The organism is Streptomyces sp. ISL-100, from assembly GCF_018614615.1.
Taxonomy (GTDB): Bacteria; Actinomycetota; Actinomycetes; order Streptomycetales; family Streptomycetaceae; genus Streptomyces.
This window is the reverse complement of record NZ_JAGGOK010000059.1, coordinates 113,836-131,922: the sequence shown is the minus strand read 5'-3', so window position 1 is coordinate 131,922 and position 18,087 is coordinate 113,836. Positions and strand designations below refer to the sequence as shown.

The 18,087-nt window shown below is 69.0% G+C and carries 14 protein-coding genes and 2 pseudogenes; 5 read left to right on the top strand and 11 right to left on the bottom strand.

What is annotated here, in order from left to right; genetic code table 11:
- Positions 1 to 55 precede the first annotated feature (55 nt).
- The 6 genes from J7E89_RS26195 to J7E89_RS26170 form a co-directional block, all read right to left on the bottom strand.
- A complete protein-coding gene (locus J7E89_RS26195) occupies positions 56 to 1,141 on the bottom strand; it encodes a TauD/TfdA family dioxygenase (protein WP_214976891.1) in 1,086 nt (361 codons plus the stop codon).
- A gap of 74 nt (positions 1,142 to 1,215) precedes the next feature.
- On the bottom strand, positions 1,216 to 2,505 hold the full coding sequence (locus J7E89_RS26190) for a hypothetical protein (RefSeq protein WP_214976890.1): 1,290 nt from the start codon (positions 2,503 to 2,505) through the stop codon (positions 1,216 to 1,218).
- Positions 2,480 to 4,423 (bottom strand): alpha/beta fold hydrolase, encoded by a 1,944-nt coding sequence (locus tag J7E89_RS26185; protein WP_214976889.1) that lies wholly within the window; start codon positions 4,421 to 4,423, stop codon positions 2,480 to 2,482. The genes J7E89_RS26190 and J7E89_RS26185 overlap by 26 nt, the downstream gene beginning before the upstream one ends.
- Positions 4,424 to 4,437: 14 nt before the next feature.
- Entirely contained in the window at positions 4,438 to 5,460 is a 1,023-nt protein-coding gene (locus tag J7E89_RS26180) for a histidinol-phosphate transaminase (RefSeq protein ID WP_214976888.1), read from the bottom strand.
- The gene (locus J7E89_RS26175) at positions 5,457 to 6,740 is read right to left on the bottom strand and encodes a hypothetical protein (protein ID WP_214976887.1); all 1,284 of its coding nucleotides are present in this window, start codon (positions 6,738 to 6,740) and stop codon (positions 5,457 to 5,459) included. Before J7E89_RS26175 ends, J7E89_RS26180 begins: the two co-directional genes overlap by 4 nt.
- A gap of 312 nt (positions 6,741 to 7,052) precedes the next feature.
- Positions 7,053 to 7,346 (bottom strand): hypothetical protein, encoded by a 294-nt coding sequence (locus J7E89_RS26170; RefSeq protein ID WP_214976941.1) that lies wholly within the window; start codon positions 7,344 to 7,346, stop codon positions 7,053 to 7,055.
- A gap of 137 nt (positions 7,347 to 7,483) precedes the next feature.
- On the opposite strand from J7E89_RS26170, the gene J7E89_RS26165 reads away from it, so the two are divergent.
- Complete coding sequence (locus J7E89_RS26165; RefSeq protein ID WP_214976886.1) at positions 7,484 to 7,852, top strand: hypothetical protein; 369 nt, start codon at positions 7,484 to 7,486, stop codon at positions 7,850 to 7,852.
- 85 nt (positions 7,853 to 7,937) lie between these two features.
- Here J7E89_RS26165 and J7E89_RS26160 read toward each other — a convergent pair whose 3' ends face one another.
- Together J7E89_RS26160 and J7E89_RS26155 are read right to left on the bottom strand one after the other, a co-directional pair.
- A complete protein-coding gene (locus J7E89_RS26160) occupies positions 7,938 to 8,090 on the bottom strand; it encodes a hypothetical protein (RefSeq protein ID WP_214976885.1) in 153 nt (50 codons plus the stop codon).
- Between the two features lie 610 nt (positions 8,091 to 8,700).
- Positions 8,701 to 9,735, bottom strand: a complete 1,035-nt coding sequence (locus J7E89_RS26155; RefSeq protein WP_214976884.1) for a LuxR C-terminal-related transcriptional regulator — start codon at positions 9,733 to 9,735, stop codon at positions 8,701 to 8,703.
- A gap of 85 nt (positions 9,736 to 9,820) precedes the next feature.
- On the opposite strand from J7E89_RS26155, the pseudogene J7E89_RS41090 reads away from it, so the two are divergent.
- The 3 genes and pseudogenes from J7E89_RS41090 to J7E89_RS41080 form a co-directional block, all read left to right on the top strand.
- Positions 9,821 to 10,009: pseudogene (locus J7E89_RS41090) on the top strand (hypothetical protein); the annotation flags it as partial.
- Between the two features lie 59 nt (positions 10,010 to 10,068).
- Positions 10,069 to 10,383: an FAD/NAD(P)-binding protein gene (locus J7E89_RS41085; RefSeq protein WP_251061114.1), complete on the top strand. Its 315-nt coding sequence runs from the start codon at positions 10,069 to 10,071 to the stop codon at positions 10,381 to 10,383.
- Between the two features lie 9 nt (positions 10,384 to 10,392).
- Entirely contained in the window at positions 10,393 to 11,214 is an 822-nt protein-coding gene (locus J7E89_RS41080; RefSeq protein ID WP_251061113.1) for a hypothetical protein, read from the top strand.
- Here J7E89_RS41080 and J7E89_RS26145 read toward each other — a convergent pair.
- Positions 11,124 to 11,699 carry an NUDIX hydrolase gene (locus J7E89_RS26145; RefSeq protein WP_214976883.1) on the bottom strand — a complete coding sequence of 192 codons (576 nt, stop codon included), beginning with the start codon at positions 11,697 to 11,699 and terminating at the stop codon, positions 11,124 to 11,126. The two genes, J7E89_RS41080 and J7E89_RS26145, sit on opposite strands and share 91 nt — an antisense overlap.
- Before the next feature lie 108 nt (positions 11,700 to 11,807).
- Between J7E89_RS26145 and xerC the strand changes: the two are divergent.
- Positions 11,808 to 13,091, top strand: a pseudogene (gene xerC, locus J7E89_RS26140) (tyrosine recombinase XerC); the annotation flags it as partial.
- Between the two features lie 392 nt (positions 13,092 to 13,483).
- On the opposite strand, the gene J7E89_RS26135 reads toward xerC, so the two are convergent.
- Complete coding sequence (locus J7E89_RS26135; RefSeq protein WP_214976882.1) at positions 13,484 to 16,189, bottom strand: ATP-binding protein; 2,706 nt, start codon at positions 16,187 to 16,189, stop codon at positions 13,484 to 13,486.
- 139 nt (positions 16,190 to 16,328) lie between these two features.
- Positions 16,329 to 17,429: a hypothetical protein gene (locus tag J7E89_RS26130; RefSeq protein WP_214976881.1), complete on the bottom strand. Its 1,101-nt coding sequence runs from the start codon at positions 17,427 to 17,429 to the stop codon at positions 16,329 to 16,331.
- Positions 17,430 to 18,087: the final 658 nt, after the last annotated feature.

The following is an 18,087-nucleotide window of genomic DNA, read 5'->3' as shown; positions in this document are numbered from 1 at the left end:
TCCGCCCTGCTGCGGGAAACAGCAGGGCGGAATCCCCCGGGCCATGGGACAGCAATCAGTGGTGGGAGAGCGCCACCAGCTGCACCGATGAGACGTTGCGCTGCTCGACCTCCTTGAGGGAGGCCACGGCGGTGTCCAGCGACTGGGCCGCGGCATTGCTGCCGGTCCCGCCGATCAGGGCGTCCAGCTCGCCCTGGAGCTCGGCGCAGACGGCGACGAGGTCGGCCTGCTCGCCATCCGCCTCGGCCGCGGCCCCGTCCTCAGCCCTGGGCGAGACCGTGACGCTCCATAGCTCGCGGTTGTTCGTCCGGGCCTCGCCGTCGACGACGTACTCCCCGACTATCTTCAGGCGGCCGTGCGCGAAGCGGTGGTTATCGAGCAGCAGCAGGTCGCCGCTCGCCATCGGGAAGCAGGCGAAGAACTGCTCGTCGGCGCTCGCCTCCAGCAGGTAGTCCAGTGATTTCTGGTACGCCTCGAAGTCGGGGATCTGCTCCCGGATGCCCACGATCTTCTCGCTCAGGTCCTGCTTCAACCGCACGCCGACGTCGTAGGGGCCACGGGCGTCCGGCAGCCGGTAGAGCAGCGGAAGGCGGCTGAGCTCCTCGCGGACGTTGTTCGCCTCGAAGGTGATCGGGGTGGTGGACAGCCGCGCGAAGTGCTCCTGGAACGCCTCGCCGTCGCGCTCCGCGAGCCGGTTGAACAGGTCGTTCCAGCTGACCACGACGGACTCGCCGCGCTCACCGGCCGGCACCTCGCGCCAGCCAGCCTCGACCATCAGCATCGCGAAGTGCGAGGGCCGCGGGGAGCGCCAGGACCGCGCCGAGTGGGGCCGCAGCCCGCCCGCGACGTAGTGCACCGACTGGGCACCCTCCGCCTTCTTCTTGTACTTGACCCGGTTGATCTGCGGGTGCGGGTCGGTCTTCGCCAGCTCGCTGAGCGAGGAGTAGTTCATCAGCGGCTCACCGAAGTGGCCGAGGAACTCCAGGTAGCGGTCGGGGTCAAGGGGGAAGGCGCGGATCAGACAGATCCGGTTCTTCTCCATCACCTCGCGCGCAGCGGCCGCGATTTGCTCGACCGACTTGCCCGCACCGGCCACGCACTCGTCCTGGATGACCCGGGCCAGTGCATTCTCCGTGTACAACGTTTCGCCTCCTTGGCGGTGTTCGTGAGAGGAGCGGGGCGGCGCGCGGCCGGCCCGTTCTGGCGGCTGGCGCCTTACGCGGTCGCCGCCGGGTCTGCCGCCGCCATGTCGCCCGCAGCGTCCGCTGCCCGCCGCTGGACGGCGCGGGCCTCGGCGACGCGGCCCAAGCGGGCCAGCAGCGAGGCGTGCGTGAGCAGGGTCAGCCGGTTGGCGTCCGGGCTCTCGGCCGCCGGGCCGAGCAGGGCCAGCGCCTCCTCGGCCCGGTCCTGTCCGGCGAGGAGGTTGGCGAACTCGACCTGCAGCTCGTGCTGGGCCGCGTTGGCGGCCAGGCTCTGCCGGTAAAGGACCTCTGCGAGGCCCGGGTCGCCCAGCCGGTCGGCGGTCAGCCAGGCCAGCTTGCCCAGCGTGTAGGGGTGGTTGGGGCGGCCGGCCAAGGCGCGCAGCATCAGCGCGCGCGCCTGCGCGGTGTCGCCCACGTGCTTCGCCACGTACAGCGCATAGTTGCACAGGGTGCGGGGGTGCGCCGCGTCCAGCCGCAGCGCTTCGCGGTAGCGGTCGCCCGCGTACTGCGGGTCCTGCTTCTTGTGCTCAGCGTACAGCGCGAAGTTGCTGTTCACCCGGGCGTAGCGGGTCTCCGCAGCCACCGGGCGGCCGGCCTCGCGCTTCTTGTCGTCCGGCGCCCAGTGGATCTTCTCGGTCCACAGCGAGAGCAGTCGCAGGTCGTTCGCGTCCTCGGGGTAGCGGGCCTGCATGTTGGCCAGTGCGATCGGGTCGGGCCGGTCGGCGAGGTAGCCGAAGCGCCCCATGGTCTCCCACTCGGAGAGGGTGATCAGCTCCTTTAGCTCCACCGGGTAATCGGGGCGGATCTTCGTCGCGTTGATCCGGCTGCCCTCCGCGAGCACCTCGGCGTCGAACTCCTCGCCGACCAGTTCCAGGAAGCGGGCGAAGTCGGCCTGGAGGTCCTCCTGGCGCCCGATGAAGTCGACCTCTTCGCCCGGAGCGCCCACGTACGAGGTGTAGATGTTGCCCAGGGCGCCCGGCAGGGTCGTCACCGCGCGGCGGACGAACGTCTCGAAGTCGTCGCTCTCGCAGTGCTCGTCCAGCGGGTACTGCGGACGCCAGCCCCTCTCCATCCGGTAGGACCAGTAGGAGCGGTACCACTCCAGCGGATCGCGGACGAAGGCGCCGATGAAGCGGTACTGCGAGCGGTCGAAGTCGGCGAGCAGGTCGTGCTCGCGCATCGCCGGGTCACCGACCTCCTCGACGGCGATGCCCAGCTCTCTGATCTTCTTCCGGATCCAGGTGCTGCCGGTCTTCGGGGTCAGCAGCAGCAGCGCGTTACTGCGCGTCAGGTGAAGTGCCATGCTCTGCTCCAGAGTTCGGCGCCCGGCCCGCCGCAAGGCGGGCGGCGCGAGGTGAGTCGAAAAGCTTCATGGTGGTGTCGACCGAGGGACCTGCCGGATCGGGCTGCGTCCCCGCTGGCCCGGGCTCCCAGAGCCGGTCGGCCAGGTAGCGGGCTAGCAGCGCGTTCAGCGCATTGCGGTTGCCGGTCGTCACCACCTCGTGGCCCTCGTCGGGGAAGAGGGCAAGAGTGGCGTCCCGGTTCGCCTGAGCCAGGGCCATGAACATCCGGGTCGCCATCTCTGCGGGCACTCGGCTGTCGGTGGCGCCGTGCACCAGCAGCACCGGGCAGCGGAAGCCCTCGGGCCGGTTCACCGGTGAGGTCGCCTCTAGGGCCGCCCGCTGCTCCGGTACGGCCGGATCCCCAATCCGCCGCCGCAGCATCGGCGCCGCGGTCCGCCAGAAGGCGGGCGGCTCCTCCAGGAACCGCACCAGGTCGGTCAGCGGCGAGGTCGCCACCACGCAGCGCAGTTCCCGCCGGGTGGTCGCGGCCATCTGGAGCACGGCGTAGCCGCCGTAGCTCCCGCCCAGCAGGGCAATCCGGTCCGGGTCGGCGAGCCCCTCGGCCACCGCCCAGTCCAGGGCGTCCTCCAGGTCGTCCTGCATGGCGGCGCCCCACTGCCGGTCGGCGGCGTTGGCCCAGGCCGAGCCAAAGCCGGTGGAGCCGCGGAAGTTAGGCTCGATCACGGTGTAGCCCTGCTCGGCGAGCCAGGCCCGCCGCTCGGCGTACTCCCAGCGGCTGCGCCGCCAGGGCCCGCCGTGCACCAGCAGGACGGTCGGCCCGGCCCCGCCCCGCCGCCGCGCGTCGGCGCCCCGGGTGACGTAGGTGACGGCGTGGCCGCCGTCCCGCAGCGGCACCGTGGCCGGCCGACACTCCACCGGCAGCGGCTCCTGGCCGGGACGGGCCGTGCTCAGCAACCAGGTTTCGTCTGCCGCCGGGTCGTGGAGGGCATACGTCACGTCCCGCTCGGGGCGGTGCGCGGCCGCCAGCCAGTGGCCGCCCCGGCGTTCCAGGACCACCGGTTCGGTGCCGAGCGCGCTCCGCAGCCGCGCGACCCGGGCCGTCGCTGCCTCGTCCAGCGCGACGCAGGTCTGCTGCGCCTGCTCGACATGAAACAGGTCGGGCCGGCCGGTGTCCTCGGCGTACAGCACCCCGGCGAAGTCCCCGCCGCCGACCCGATACAGGGTCCGCGGCCTACCGGCCGGCACCCCGGGCCGGCAGTCCAGCTCGGCCAGCCGTACGCCGTCGGCCCCGTCCGGCAGCACCAAGTACAGGCTGTCGCCGTCCATGCCGAACCGCAGGATCCGAACGGTGAGCGCGTCCTCGTGCGAAATGCGCAGGTAGGGAGCGCCCTCGCCGTCCGTGCCCGGCGCTGGCAGGTGCCGCAGCTCCCGTGAGCCGTCCGGCAGGACGCTCTCGGTCAGCCGGGGCCGAAGGACACGGTCGAAGTACACGGCGGAATGCGCGGAATCGCGCAGCAGCGGCACGTGCTCACCGGTGAGCAGCGAGACCCGCAGGTAGTCGCGGCAGCTCGGGTCGCGGCCGTCGGCCGACAGCACGACCTCGGCGGGGCGCTGCTCAGAGAGCCCGGCGATCTGCATCCGTACGGCCGGGCCGCCACCGAGCGGCGTCCACTCGGCCGCCTCGACCCGAACCCGGTAGAGGGTCCAGTTCTCGGCCCCGTCCGCGTCCGCCACTGCGAGCCCGACGCCGGGCAGGTGCGTCCAGGTGAAGGCCCTGCAGCGCACCGCGCCGACGCCGGAACGGCTGAGCTCGCGCCGCGCCGCCACGTCGTACAGCACCAGGCGGGGAGCGGCGGAGCCACTGGAGAGCCAGCCGGCGAACCGGCCGTCGGCGCTGAGCGACGGCGGCCCGTTCACCTCTCCGGAAGGACTCACTGGTCTGCCGCGGTCAAGCAGCCCGCCGCCTCGTGCACTCGGACGACGCACTCGACGACCGCGTCGAGCTCGGTCTCCTGCGGTACGGAGATCCGTACGCCGAGCGGCCACTCCTCGGGGTAGCCCTTGAGGTCGTGCAGAAGGCGGGTCCGGTAGCCGGCGGTCAGCAGCTCTTCGACGATCGCCTGCGCGTGCGGGCTCTCCAGGCAGAGGTAGTTGGCGTCCGAGGCCCACACCCGCATGCCCTCTATCTTCTCCAGGGCCGCCGCCAGGACCTCCCGGCTCTCGCGGGCCCTGCGGATGCTGTCGTGCACGGCCTCGGTACGGGCCAGCAGCCGCAGGGCGGTGCGCTGGGCCACGCCGGAGACGCTGTTGGGCATCAGCCAGAAACGGAAGTCCTGGCGGGCGAAGGCCTGGGAGACCGCGAAGCCGATCCGCAGGTTGGCCAGGCCCCAGGCCTTGGAGAAGGTCCGCATCACCACGAGGTTCGGGTACTGCGACACCAGCCGCAGCGCCGTGTCCGGGGCGAAGTCGGCGTACACCTCATCCAGGACGACGAGGCCGCGGGCGCGGCCCAGGAGCGTGGCAATGTCCTGAAGATCGAATTGGTAGCCGAGCGGATTGCGCGGCGAGCACAGCACGATGATCGCTTCGGGGCGGTCAAGGTACGGCTCCAGGGCGGGCAGCAGTTCACCCGCCTCGCGCACCGGGACGCTCTCGTAATTCCACCCCTGCTGCCGGGAGACGGTGGCGGTGAGGTGGAAGTTCGGGGTGACGTCGACCACGAGGCCCTGATAGGCGCTGCGCAGCAGGGTGTCGATTAGCTGGGTGGCCCCCGCACCGACGCGCACGAATTCCTCGGGCACGTCGAAATGCTTGGCCACCGCGGCGGCCACGCTCTCGCCCCAGACGTCGTCCTTGTTAGTGATGTCGATGGATTCGGTGGCCGACATCATCTGGTCGGCCTGCTCACGCGGGTCCAGGAATTGGTTGCCCGTCCAGGTCAGGTTTAGCGTCATCGGAGTATCCCGCCGTCGGTGAAATGGCTCTGGGTGGTCCCGAGCAGGAAACGCCGCTTCTTCCCGCCCAGCGGGGTGATGCGTGCGCACTGCTCCAGGTCCGGGTGCTCCGCGGGGAGCAGTCCGGCCACGGCGTCGCGCAAGGCGGCCGCGAGGACGCCCGGGTCGGCGCAGGCCGCCTCCGGGGACCAGCGCAGGAGGGTGCGGTCTGGATCGCTCAGCACGAACTGGAAATCCGCGAGGCCCGGGACGAAGCCGACGGCCCGCGTCACCTCGTCCGCGGGCAGCTCGGCGGTGCGGAAGCGGACCTTCTCCGGCTCCCGGCCGCGCAGCGCCAGCAGCCGCTGGGTGCCGTCCTCGGCGGTCTCCAGCTCGGCGAGGTCGCCGGTGCGGTAGCGGGCGAAGACAGTGCTGCGGTTGACCAGGTTGGTGAGCACCAGCTCCCCCCGGCCGCCGGGTGCGGGCCGTCCGCTCCCGCCGAGCACTTCGAGCCGTACGTTCTCGCCGAACACGTGGTACGTCGCCCCGTCCGGCGCAGTCGCGGCGATCAGGCCGCCCTCCGTCGAGGCGAGGGCGTCCACGATGGGCGCCTCGAAGTAGCCGGTGAGCCGCTCGCGGTCGTCCGCGTGCAAGGGCTCTCCGCTGACCAGGATCAGTTGCGGCCGCCAGGGTGGCCGTACGGCGCCCTGGCCGAGCAGCGCCGCCCGCAGGTCGAGCAGGTAGGTCGGCTTGCCGTAGAGCACGGGGGCCTGGAACTTCTGGAAGAGCGCCAGGGTGTCCGCCCCGGACTCGGGCAGCTGCAGGCGCAGGTAGAGCGCGTCGTCCAGGGGCGGCAGGGGGCGTACGAAGCTGGGCCGGCCCGGCTTGTTGCTGACGAAGACGACGCCGGGCGCGCCACGGCGGAAGGCATCGCGGGGCAGTCCGGCGAGCTCGCGGATCTGCGCAAAGAAGTGGTAGTTGACGGCGTACCAGGCGGGGTCGTCCAGGGTGACGTCGAGCGGCCGGCCCGTGGTGCCGCTGGAGGAGAGTCGGTACTGCGGGCCGTCGGCGGGCTCCGCACGGAACCGGCCGCCGTCATCCTGGTGGTCCGAGCGGCCCACGAGCGGCAGCTCGGCCGCTGCGTCCAGGTCCCGGTAGTAGGGGACGCACGTGCGCAGGTACTTCAGGAATTCCTCGTACGCGGTCGCCGGAGAAGCGGGACGGGGCCTTTCCTCCCAGGTCTGCCGGGATCGGCGGACCGCTTCCAGCGAGTTCGCAATGGCGTCGTCGGAATCAATCACTGTGGACCCTGTCCGTTCGGCGAGATAGAGGACGCGATGAGAGATGCATGCACCCGGAACACGGAAGAAAAAACATTCCACGATCAGACGCGCCTCGACGGTCCATTCACATCAAGGGGGATCAGTGGGCAGCCGGAAACTCCGACACTTCTTCCGCTGCCAAGAGCGTGACACCTTCACGGTCTCATGTCAAACATAGAAAGAATCCATACGCGGAAGCGAAAGGGAAACACCGAAAGGGCCTTGCGCGGCAACATGAATTGCTACGCAAAGCCTTCTGGAGGCACTTTTCAGGGATGTCCCGAATGCGACTCAGCCGGCCGCGAGGGCCGTCAGTTCTTCGACGTCGTATTCGGCACGCGAGGGACTCCCGTGGCGCGTCAGCTTTCCGCGGCTCGCCCACTTCCGGACGGTGGCCTCTGACACTCCCGCGGCCCGGGCTGCCAACCGCGTCGGCAGCGTCCGCCCCGCAGGTGCGGGGGCAGGCCCGTCGGCCGACAGCAGCTGCCGCAGCACCAGCCATTCCCCAGCCGGCCACGCATGACCGTCCTGGCAGCGCACCTCGCCGGAGCGCGCCCCGTCCCCGCTGCGCGCGGCGCCGTGCACCCACGCCTCCACCGCACTTGAGCAGCCGGCCCGGGGGCAGGGGCCGAGGGTGACCGGCACGCCGCAGGCGGCTGGACCACCCTGCGGGCATCCGCCATCAGCCTGCCGATCTCCTCGGCCAGATCGGCGGCGGCCGGGTGGCCGGCCAGCAGGTCGAGGTGCCGGAGCAGGAAGGCGGTGAGCGGTCCTACTTCCCGCACCGGTGCGGCGACCGCCCCGAGGCCCGTGACCACGCCCGCCCAGGAGGCGAGCACGCCGATCATCACGGTGCGGACGGCCGAGGCCTCCTCATTGAAGAGGAGCCCGAGGTTCCGGCTGCCGCTGACCCGCTCGCCGCGGCCGGTCACCGTCGGTCCGAGGACGTACTCGATCTCCCGGTGCAGGCCGGGGAGTTCCGCGAGGGCCGCCGCGAGGCGGTCTCGGCATGCTCGGCACAGCCGTCCGGCGGGCGCCGGCGTCTGCGTTGCGTACGGCGCCGACCGGCCGCGGTCGGTCGGGCACTCTGACAGAAGGCATCCGCTGCCGTCGGCGGCTTTATACATGGAGGTTCCTGATGCGGAGTCGAGTCACCGGCGAGGGCGGAGCGGGCGTCTAGTCCCAGGCCCAGCTGTAAGGCGCGGGCTGGACCGACGGCGCGTTGGCGCGTACCTCGTAGGCGGTGGGCCGCTCCGGCGAGGCGATGAGCAGCACGGCGGCCAGCGCCGCCACGGAGCAGTTGAGCAAGGTCAGAAAGCGCGTCGACATGAAGGTCCTCTTGAGCTGTATCAATTCGCTGTGTTGCGAGCCGGAAGGCCTCTCGGAGAATTGTGTTCTCCGCGAATTCGTCGGCTCGCTGCGCAGCCAAAGTGACACACGGTGCGAGCCAGGCTCCAGATATTTCCCTGGCCGTAAGCTGCCCAGGCCACAAGGTGCCATTCAGAAGGGGCGGGTGGCTGCGTGGTCCCACGACATGGATGCCACCTGGACTGTCGCATCACACAGACCGACGGACCACGGATCGGTGGAAGTCACCAGATTGGCCCTCATGTGGCTACCCGTGAGCACCTTTCGGACTGCGGCCAATGCCCCGGATCCTGCAGCTTTCACAGACGATCCAGTGACGTAGAGCACGCCGCAATGTCCGTATTCATTCGTTCTAGGCGCGTAGACATGCTCGAGAACGCAATTCCGGACCTTAGACAATTCCATCGCGACGTCATTGATGTCCAGTCGGCCCAGGCCGGACTCCGGGAGACTCTGCCGGATATGGATTGCGTACATGGGAGCCCATGGTGGCACCGCGCGGGCTGCGGAACGCGGATGGACGTCGGCCGCTAACTGCCATGGCACGAGACGGCCACCCGGTTGCCCCGCTCTACATCCAGCCGGCCCTCGTCGCCAACAGCCCGGCCTCGAACCGGCTGCGCGCGCCCAGTCGGCCCATGATGTCCGCCATCATCCGGCGCACCGTCCGCAGGGAGACGCCGAGCTTGCGGGCGGCCATCTCGTCCGTGCTGCCCATCTCTAGCAGCTTCAACAGCTCCAGCTCCTGGGCCGTGAGCCCGCCCGGCCCGGAGGGCTGTACGCCGTCCAGCGGCTGCCCCTGCTGCCAGGCCACCTCGAAGAGGTGCACCAGCGCGGCTAGCACCCCCGGCGCCTTCACCATGACGGCCCCGGCCCGGCTGTTCTCCGGGTCGATGGGCAGCAGGGCCACGGACCGGTCCACGACGAGCATCCGGACCGGCAGGGAGGGAATCGTGCGGATCTCGCCGCCGAGTCCGGCCAGCCTGCGGGCGTACTCGGTGGTGGCCCGGTCGTTGCGGACGCTGTCGAGGTACAGAGTCCGGATACGGACCCCGGCGGAGAGGCTCTTCTCGTCCAGCGGTCGGCTGGCGTCCAACGCCTCCCGGCTCTGCGCACCGCCTGGTATGAAGGAGAGCAGCTCGTGCTGGGCGTGCTCGGCGAGCTCGGCCAGCCGCGCCCGCACCGTGGCGACCTCGTCGAGCTGCTCAAGACCCTGATTGCCCCAGTACCCCTGGTGCGCGGAGTAGACGACGGCGAGCTCGGCGACCTCAGTGCGGGCCGCGGCGAGCTGCGCCTGCTGGTTCTGAATCTCGGACTCCCGCCGGTTCAGCAGGGCCGCCAGGCCGATCTCCGGGTTCAGCGCGATCGGTGTGGTCGAGTGCTTGGCCGGATAGAGCATGGAGAGTTCCGCCAGCTTGTCCAGACAACCGCGGACTTGGGCCTCGGCCATGCCTAGATGCCAGGCGATCTCGGCGATGCCCCATCCAGGACGGCGCACCACGATCCGGTAGACGTCCAGGAGCCCGTCATTCAGGCCCAGGAGCTTGGCCAACGGTGCCCGGTCCGGCTCTAGCTCCGCCTCGTCGCCGACCGCTGACGCAACCATCGGTACCCACCCTCTCGACACCATCGCCCCCATGCGGTGCCTTTGCCCCCGCTCCCGTTACCCTCGGTGCCGATAGTAGACGCCGATGCGTCATGATCTTGTCATGTGGACTGCGGATGGTGAGGCAAAGTACAGCCCGATGGTGGGGCCGACGGTTGCGGTGGTCGGGTCCGGTGCGGCGGGCGTCCTGACCGCGGTCCAGCTGCTGCTACAGGCCGAGCAGCGGGGCGAGCCGTGTGACGTCCGGCTGATCGATCCGGCGGCCGGGGGCGCCCCTGGACCCGCCTACGCGACGACGGATTCACGCCACCTTCTCAACGCCGGGCAGACCGAATGGGCCTGCTGTACGGCCGGTACCTGCTGGAGCTGCTGGCGGGCACGGCCGCGCGCAGTACGACCGTCAGCCTGCTCCCCGTCCACGACCGGACCATTGGCATCGCGCCCGGGCCGGGCCGCACCGCCGTGCTCGCGCTGCGCGGAGCGAGCGGCCTCACCCAGCACGCCGATGCCGTGGTCCTCGCCCTGGACAGTCTTCCGCCGAGCCGGCCCTGCGCGCCTCGGCGCGCTTCGTCCCCGATCTCTGGGTCCCGGGTGCCCTGGACGGCGTACCGGCCGATGCCGATGTCCTGCTCGTGGGTACGGGCCTGACGATGGCCGATGCAGCGCTCACGCTGGGGCGGCCGGGGCGCGTGCTGTACGCCGCCCGTCCCGCCCGTCGAGCCCCCGGACCTCGGTGGCCTGCACACCCTCGATGCCCTGCGCCGGGCTGTGCTGCGGCACCTGGCCGCGACCCGGCGTACGCACGGCGACTGGCGGCCGGCGATGGACGGCCTGTGCCCGCTGACGGCCGAACTCTGGCAGCGGCTGTTCTCCGCCGACCGGGCCCGTTTGTTCTCCGCCGACCGGGCCCGTTTCCTCGGTGAGGACCTGCGAGTGTGGGAGACGCACCGGCACCGACTGGCCCCCGCCTCCGCCGCCGCCCTGCACTCGCTACGGGAGGAAGGCCTGTTGGAGGTCTCGGCGGACGAGGTCGCCCGGGCTGACACCGAGGGTGACGGGATACGCGTGGGACTGCGCGAAGGTCGGGAGCTACGGGTGGGCGCAGTGGTGAACTGCACCGGCGCGCAGACCGGCGTCGGCGCCTCGGACGACCCGCTGATCGCGGATCTGCTGCGGCGCGGCCTGGCCCCGCCCGGACCCTGCGGACTCGGCCTGGACACTGAGCCCGACGGCCGCCTCCGGCCCGGCGGCCGAACCACTGGCACCGGGCCAGGGGCCCGGCTGTGGACGCTGGGCGCGCTGCGCCGCGGCAATCTGTTCGAGACCACCGCGGTCCCCGAGAGCAGGGTGCAGGCCGAAACCGTAGCCGCGGCCGTACTGGGCACCTGTCACGGGGCCGGGAACTCCACGGCCGCCCCGTCCAGCAGCTCCGCCGGGCCGCCGTCCGTCGGCAGCGCGGCGAGAGAGGCCTTCAGCTGACCCCACGACGCGGCGGACAGCAGCGCCTCAGCCTCGTCCGGCGTGCACATCCGCCATGTCGCCAGCTCCGCCTCGTCCAGCCGTATCCCGGCCAGGTCCCCGTCCTCCAGCAATCCGCCGTCGAAGACGTGGACGATCCGCGGCTGGTCGCCACTCCGGTTCACCCAGTCCACGGCGAGCAACCGTCCGGGCGCACACAGCAGTCCGGTCTCCTCCGCGATCTCGCGCACGGCCGCCTGTCGCGGTGCCTCGGTTCCGGCCTCCACGGTTCCACCAGGGAGCCCCCAGTGCAGCGCGTTGTGCCAGGGCTGGAGCCGCACCAGCAGGATCCGGCCGCGGCGGTCCGTGAACAGCACGCGCGCCTTGGCCACGACGGCGGGCCGCGGCGGGGCCGGCGCAGTGCCGCCAGGCGCGCTGGGGTCACCGGGCGCGTCGGCGCGGTCCTGGGAGCCCTGGGCGTCGTCGGCTATCGGCAATAGATCCATGCCGGGAGCGTAGCCTCCCCGCGCTAAACTGCGCGGCGCAGCCACCCACGGTCACCAAGCCGGGGTCGGGGCCGGCCCGTCAACCCGGGCGCTACCCCGACACTCTGCACGGTCGGCGAGTGGCTGGACACCTGGCTGTCGGGCAAGAAGGGGCGGCAGAGCGCGATCAGTCGCGACGAGAGCAACATACGGGTGCACCTCAAGCCACGCATCGGACACCTGCGGCTGGATCGCCTTCGGGTCACCCACCTGTCGGAGATGTTCGAGGCCATAGCCGAGGCCAACGTCGAAGTCGCCGAGGGAAACGCCGCGCGGCGTAAGGCGTTCGAGGATCTCGCACAGATCCCCTGGAAGGGGCGCGAGCCCCGCGCCCGTCGCAAGGCCATGAAGGCCGCCATCGCCGAGATGGATCCCTACCGTCGCATCGTCGGTCCGGCGACGCGCCAGCGCGTCCGCTCCACGCTGCGGGCCGCGCTGAACGCAGCGATCGCACAGCAGTTGATCACCTTCAACCCTGCCGCCCACGTCGAGTTGGAGGCGGGCAAGCGCCCCAAGGCGCTTGTGTGGACCGAGGAACGCATCCTTCACTGGAAGCGCACCGGTGAGAAGCCCTCGCCGGTGATGGTCTGGACTCCGGAGCACACTGGTCTCTTCCTCGACCACGTCTCGGAGGATCGGCTGTATGCGCTCTTCCACTTGGTCGCGTTCCGCGGCCTGCGGCGCGGTGAGGCGTGTGGTCAGAGGTGGACCGACACCCTGCTGGATGCCGGGCTCATCACCGTCGCCAAGCAGCTCGTGGTGAACGGCTGGGAGGTCTACGAGGACGATCCCAAGACCGATGCCGGCGCGCGCACCATCGCGCTGGACTCCGACACGGTCCAGGCCCTAAAGCGGCACCGCGCCCAGCAGGACAAGGATCGCAAGAAGTGGGGGAGTGCCTGGGTCGAGACCGGACGGGTCTTCACCCGCGAGAACGGCGAGCTGCTCCACCCCGCCAATATCACACGGCGGTTCATCGAGCTGTACGAGGAGATCGGCCTCCCGCCAATCCGGCTCCACGATCTCCGTCACGGTGCAGCGACCCTGGCCCACGCGGCCGGCGCCGACCTGAAGGACATCCAGGAGATGCTCGGCCACTCCTCGATCACCATCACGTCGGACACGTACACGAGCCTGCTCCCCGAAGCGGATCTGGCGATCGCCGAGGCCGCCGCTCGCCTCGTGCCGCGCGCACGCGCCGCCTCACTGGAAGCGGATGCCAAGCCCGACGAGGCGGAGGAGTCCGTGCCGGATGGTGCTGATCCGTCGGGAGAAATATCGGGGTCTGGCGACCCGTCCGCTCACGCTCCGCTCACGCAAACGGCCCCGGACGAGGAGTCCGAGGCCGGTTAGAGCCCCTCCCTGGTGGAGAAATACCAGGTCAGAGCGGTAATGCGTTGTGCCCCCGGCAGGATTCGAACCTGCGACACCCGCTTTAGGAGACCAAGAGCGATCATGTTGCCCGGTGCCGTGTGGTGCCGCCTGGTGACGTTTGCGCTGATCAGAGCAGGTGCACCGGGTTGGGGCGTGCCACCCCGTGCTGCATCGTCCAAAGGCATCTGTCCACCGGCTATCCACCGGTGCACCTAGGCGCTCACCACCTAGTGACCACCTTCCGGCCCGCCGGCACCACGGAAGGTCGTCCGGCCACTCAGACTCCCGCGCTTGTCGACACTCGACAAGCGCCCAATCCGTAGGCGCGCCGCCATAGGGGCAGCAACCACCCTAGCTGTATGGCCCAGTGCTCAAGGTGCTAACGGTGAGTGGGCGGGGCGGGGCTGGGTCGCGAGGTGCTCGATGAGGGCGCGCTGGTTCTCGATCTCCCGTGCTTGCTGGAGTGGAACGTCGTAGCGCTGGAGGGTGTCGAGTTCGGCTCGGGCGGCGGCATAGTCACCGGTGTGAGCGATGACGACTGCTCGTTGGGAGCGAAGTCCGATGACAAGGTCATCGAGCGCGTGCTGCTGTACGAGGGGCAGCAGTGTCTGCTCAAGGAGTTGAAGGGCTTCCTGGAGGTCTCCGATCTCCACGAAGTCGTCTACTACCTCCTGGCCGATGGTGACGACCGATCTCCAGGCGCCGGCGAGGTGGAAGAACTTCATGGCGTGCAGAGCGGCGAGTCCATGGTGCTCATCGAGTTCTCGTTTGCAGCGCACGGTCAGCGCCAGGCAGTCGGCCAGGCGTTTGCAGTCGTCGAGGTCCGTGCCCTGCTGTCCCAAACGGCCGCCCAGCTCCTCGACCCCGACGCCGATGATGTCCTCAGGCTTGAGCCCGAGGTGATCCAAATAAGCCTCGGCCACGTCCATGGCCAGAATGTTCGACTGTTCGTACCTGCCGGCGATGAAGAAGCACTGGGCCTGCGTGTAGCGCAAGATGCGCCTCGCCACGGAGTTCTCGGCTGTCTCGGATCGTGTTGCCAGGTACGTGGTGTTCATGGCGCCGAGGTCGCCGGTGGATGCGTGTTGGATCATCTGGTGGGTCGCGAGCACCAGCCGCTCGCGTGCGCCCCACTGTGCTGGGTGCGCGGCTGCGAGTGCGGCAAGGTCATCAACCAGGCGGCCGTGGTCTGCTGTCTCGTCGGCAGCGTGCGCAAGGAGGGCGAGCGCGTTCAGGGCATCGAATCGGCTGACTGGTGCGGCGTCCTTGTCAGTGACCACAGCGGTGAGGATCGGGGCGAGGTCGGCGGAGAAGGACTGTTCAAAGAAGAGATCGTGGCTGGCAAGTTCGAGAAGCTGCTCGGTCTGATCGGTTCGGGCCAGCAGCATGGCCCATTTCGCCAGGCGTCCGACCGGTGCGCTGCCTCCTTCAATGGACTCGCGCAGGATGCGGCTCAGAGCATGCTCAATCGTGAGATGGCTTCCTGCTGGGCCGTACTCCGTCGCGAGAGAACGCGTGGCGTCGTGCAGGGTAATCAATCGGCCGGTGCGCTGGGTGATGGCGAAGGCAGTAAGGGTTCGCAGGCCTCGTGCGCAGTCCGGTCCGCTGAGCTCCGCCGCTTGGGCTAGGCGCTGTAGTTCTTGGTTGGTCAGAGGGACTTCGGCCGTTGCCAGGAGGAAGGCGACCGTCCGTGCCGTTGGGTCCAGGCTGGCGAAGACTTCCTCAAGGATGATGTCTTGGACAGAGGGGACGCTGTGGCAGCGCTGGCTGAGTTCTGTGCACAGGCTGGCCGCGTCGTGATCGTAGTGAGTGCGGGTCAGGGCGGCAGCACTGCACACGTAGAGAGGCAGGCCGCCGGTAAGGGTTACGAGGCGCTCGGCAGTGGGCCGGTCGACGGGGCACTCGGCATCAGCGAACACAGCAGCCACGCTGTCGGCCGTCCACCCGTTGAGGTTTTCCGTCGCGATGCCGAGGTGGGCTGCGAAGGCAACCTGGTCAGGGCGAGGCTGGCCGAGCAGTACGAGTCGCACAGCTGGCAGCGCGGATACAAGTCCTCGCAGGGCGGCGGCATCCATTCGATGGACGTTGTCGATGACGATCGCGACCGGTGTACCCGCCAAATGACGGTGGACCGCCCGTAGGACATCGATGCCGACCCCGTGCAGGAGGTCCGTTCGCTGCGCTGTGTCGAGATGACGGGCCGCAAGTTCTCGTGCGAGTGCTCCGGCGACGGCGTCGCGGGAAAGCGCGGAGACGTCGAAGTAGGTGATCGGCTCAGGGCAGTGCGTGGCAGCATGAGATGCCCAGGCGGTCTTCCCCGAACCGGAGAAGCCGGTGATGAGACGTACTTCGGCGGCGGTCAGCAGTTCCGGTTCGGTGTCCTGCGGCAGATAGGGGGCCGGAGTTGCTGGGAAGGCTTGCAGCTCCTGGACGAACTGCTCATAGAATGCTGGCATTTCACTGGCTTTGAACATTTGCCCGCCGTGGCCGGTGCAGGCAAGGACGACCCGGGCCGCCAGCTTCCATACAAGCGTCTGCGGTTCCAGAGACGCGAACGGGACTCCCGCCGCTTCGCGGGTGCACCAGGCGACTGCCTCGTCGACCGTTTCCCATGCGGGTGGCAGCCAGTGATTGGGGGCCGGTACTCCAGGAGTGAGGATCGTGACGTCGTTCGGCCAGTCGTCGCCGGCCATCTTCTGGGTCAGGCTTGGACCAGCGGCCTGGTTCGACACGATAATCAGCTGGGGCCGTCCCGGGCGTTTACCTGCGGCGTGCCGGGCCCGCACACCCTCGAAGTTTTCGACGGCGCTGCTGATGTCGCCCCACTGCAAGGCTCTACTGCGGGTCTTGATCTGCATGTACAGTCGCCAGTCCGGAAGGACGGCTTCCACGTCCTCGTCCCGTTCGACCAGCAGCCTGTCCACTCCCCCGCGTTTGAGGCTCAGCAGGCATCCGACGGCATACAGATGCTGGTAGAGGAAGCCCCTGTGCAGCGATGTGATCCGCGTCAGCTGAGCAGGATCGACAGGGCCGTCATCGACGTCGGGGGTGATGCGCGGCGGGAGGATGTCGGGCACGTACCCCATTCTCACACTCGTTACGCAGGTGGATCAGGACGGTCGGCAAGCTGCCTGCTCACACAGCAGCCTCTATACGGAGAGGAAGAACTGACGCGGGCCTGTGCTGTAGAGCACTGGATCAAAAGTCCTGCGAGGGTCAGTCTCCGGACCAGGCTTCCATACGATCGGCGACATGGGCGGTGTAGGGAGCGAGCCCTTCGCGCAACGATCGTGCCTCTTCTGCGGGGAAGTAGGCGCCCACGAGCCCGTAGAGCGGTGCCTGGAGGGACAGCTGTTCCCGTACTCGCCGCTCGGGGCGGTAGTGCACCAGGGTGTTTCTGAAGCCTCCATGGGCCTGCATGACCAGGCTGCTTGTCGGAGCGTTGAGAATCTCCTTCAGCAGTGCTTGGTCCGGCGGGCGGAGCTCGGCCCCGTACTGTTCATCGAGCTTACGGAGGCTGGAGAGCACATGGTGGAGCGTGATATAGCGCAGCTTCCACAAGGTGACCGCGGAAGCTTGGCCGGTGTCGTCACCAAGGAGGACGTCCACGGTGTTCAACGCGCAGATCATGGCCGTCAGGGATGCCTTGACTTCCTCAGGAAGGGCAGGGTCGAAGCTTCGCCGGTAGTACTTCTCAGCACGTACTTCGCCCTCTGCCAGTTCCATTTTCTGAAAAGTATCCAGGAAGGACTGTCCTTCCCAGGGCAGCCCGTTTGCTGCTGCGGCGATGTAGCTGCCCTGTTCCACGGCGATGGCATGTACCTGGGGGCCAAGTACGTCGAGGCTTTTGAAGGATCGCGGCGGGAGGGCGAGGAAGAAGCTCGCCGTGTGAGAGGTGGATACGAGCCTGCCGCGGTAGCGCCACAGGACCAGGTCCCTCTCCAGCGGCCGGGCCAGCGGCAGCCAGGTGTTGTTGAGGAACTCCTGCCGATGCTCGTCGATGATGCGCCGGAAGTCGGCGCTGACGTCGGCCAGTCCCTTGTACTTGTCGTCGAAGAGCTTGACCGAGTGCCGGGCGCGCTCGATAGCGGGGGCGCAATCGTAGGCGAGTGCATCCGCGAGGTCGGGGACGACGTGGCGAAGCGTCCGGTGGGACTCGTGGATGATCAGGCACATGTAGTTGTGCATGCAGAAGATCGGGACGACCACTTGTTCCTTATCGACTGTGATGCTGTTGGCGAATCGCCGCAGGAACATCGTGTCTTGCTCGATCAGTGCCAGCGCGATGTCGTTACCGGAGTCGGCGGTCGTCGTCATAGGTCGCTCTCACTCAGGTTTAGGGGGTGGTGGGTAACGCTTCCTGTGGTGCGACACCCAGCCCGAAGCTGCCCCGGTTCGAGCAGCGTTGTTGTCGGTCAGGGCATCGTGCCAGCAGTCGAAGCCCGTGCACATTAGGTTTTGAGCAGGGTGGCCGTCCTGTGCTGCCGACGCGCCGAGGGTGCGCCGCCTCCGCGACGTTCAGGTCGCTTGCTACCGTGCTGCGCCCCGGCTGCGCATCCTCACCCAGCTCTCCTCTCTGCGGGACGGGCATCGAAATCGGTGTCGGCGCGGAACGGTCTGCCTGCCTGTGTTTCAAGGGAAACGCATCGCGTGCTGCAATGGTGAAGGGTCGTGCCCCGCGCAGTGGTGTAGCGGGCCGTTCTTGCCGCTCATACGAGCTCCGCCGACCAGCACCGTGGTACAGGCGGGACAGCCGAGGTGATCGCTGTTACACCACTCGGCGGGACACCATCTGGTGAAGTACGTGCGGTGGCGTGGCGGTGCCCGCGCCGGAGGGCGGGAGTGAGGTTCTTGGCGTGGTAGAGGAAACAGCGGATACGGATACGACTGCGCAGGTTTCGCGTTGGTTTGTTTCCGCGCCGGCTGCCGCGGACCTGCGTCCGCTGCTGGGAGCGCTACGGCAGCGGGGGGTGCG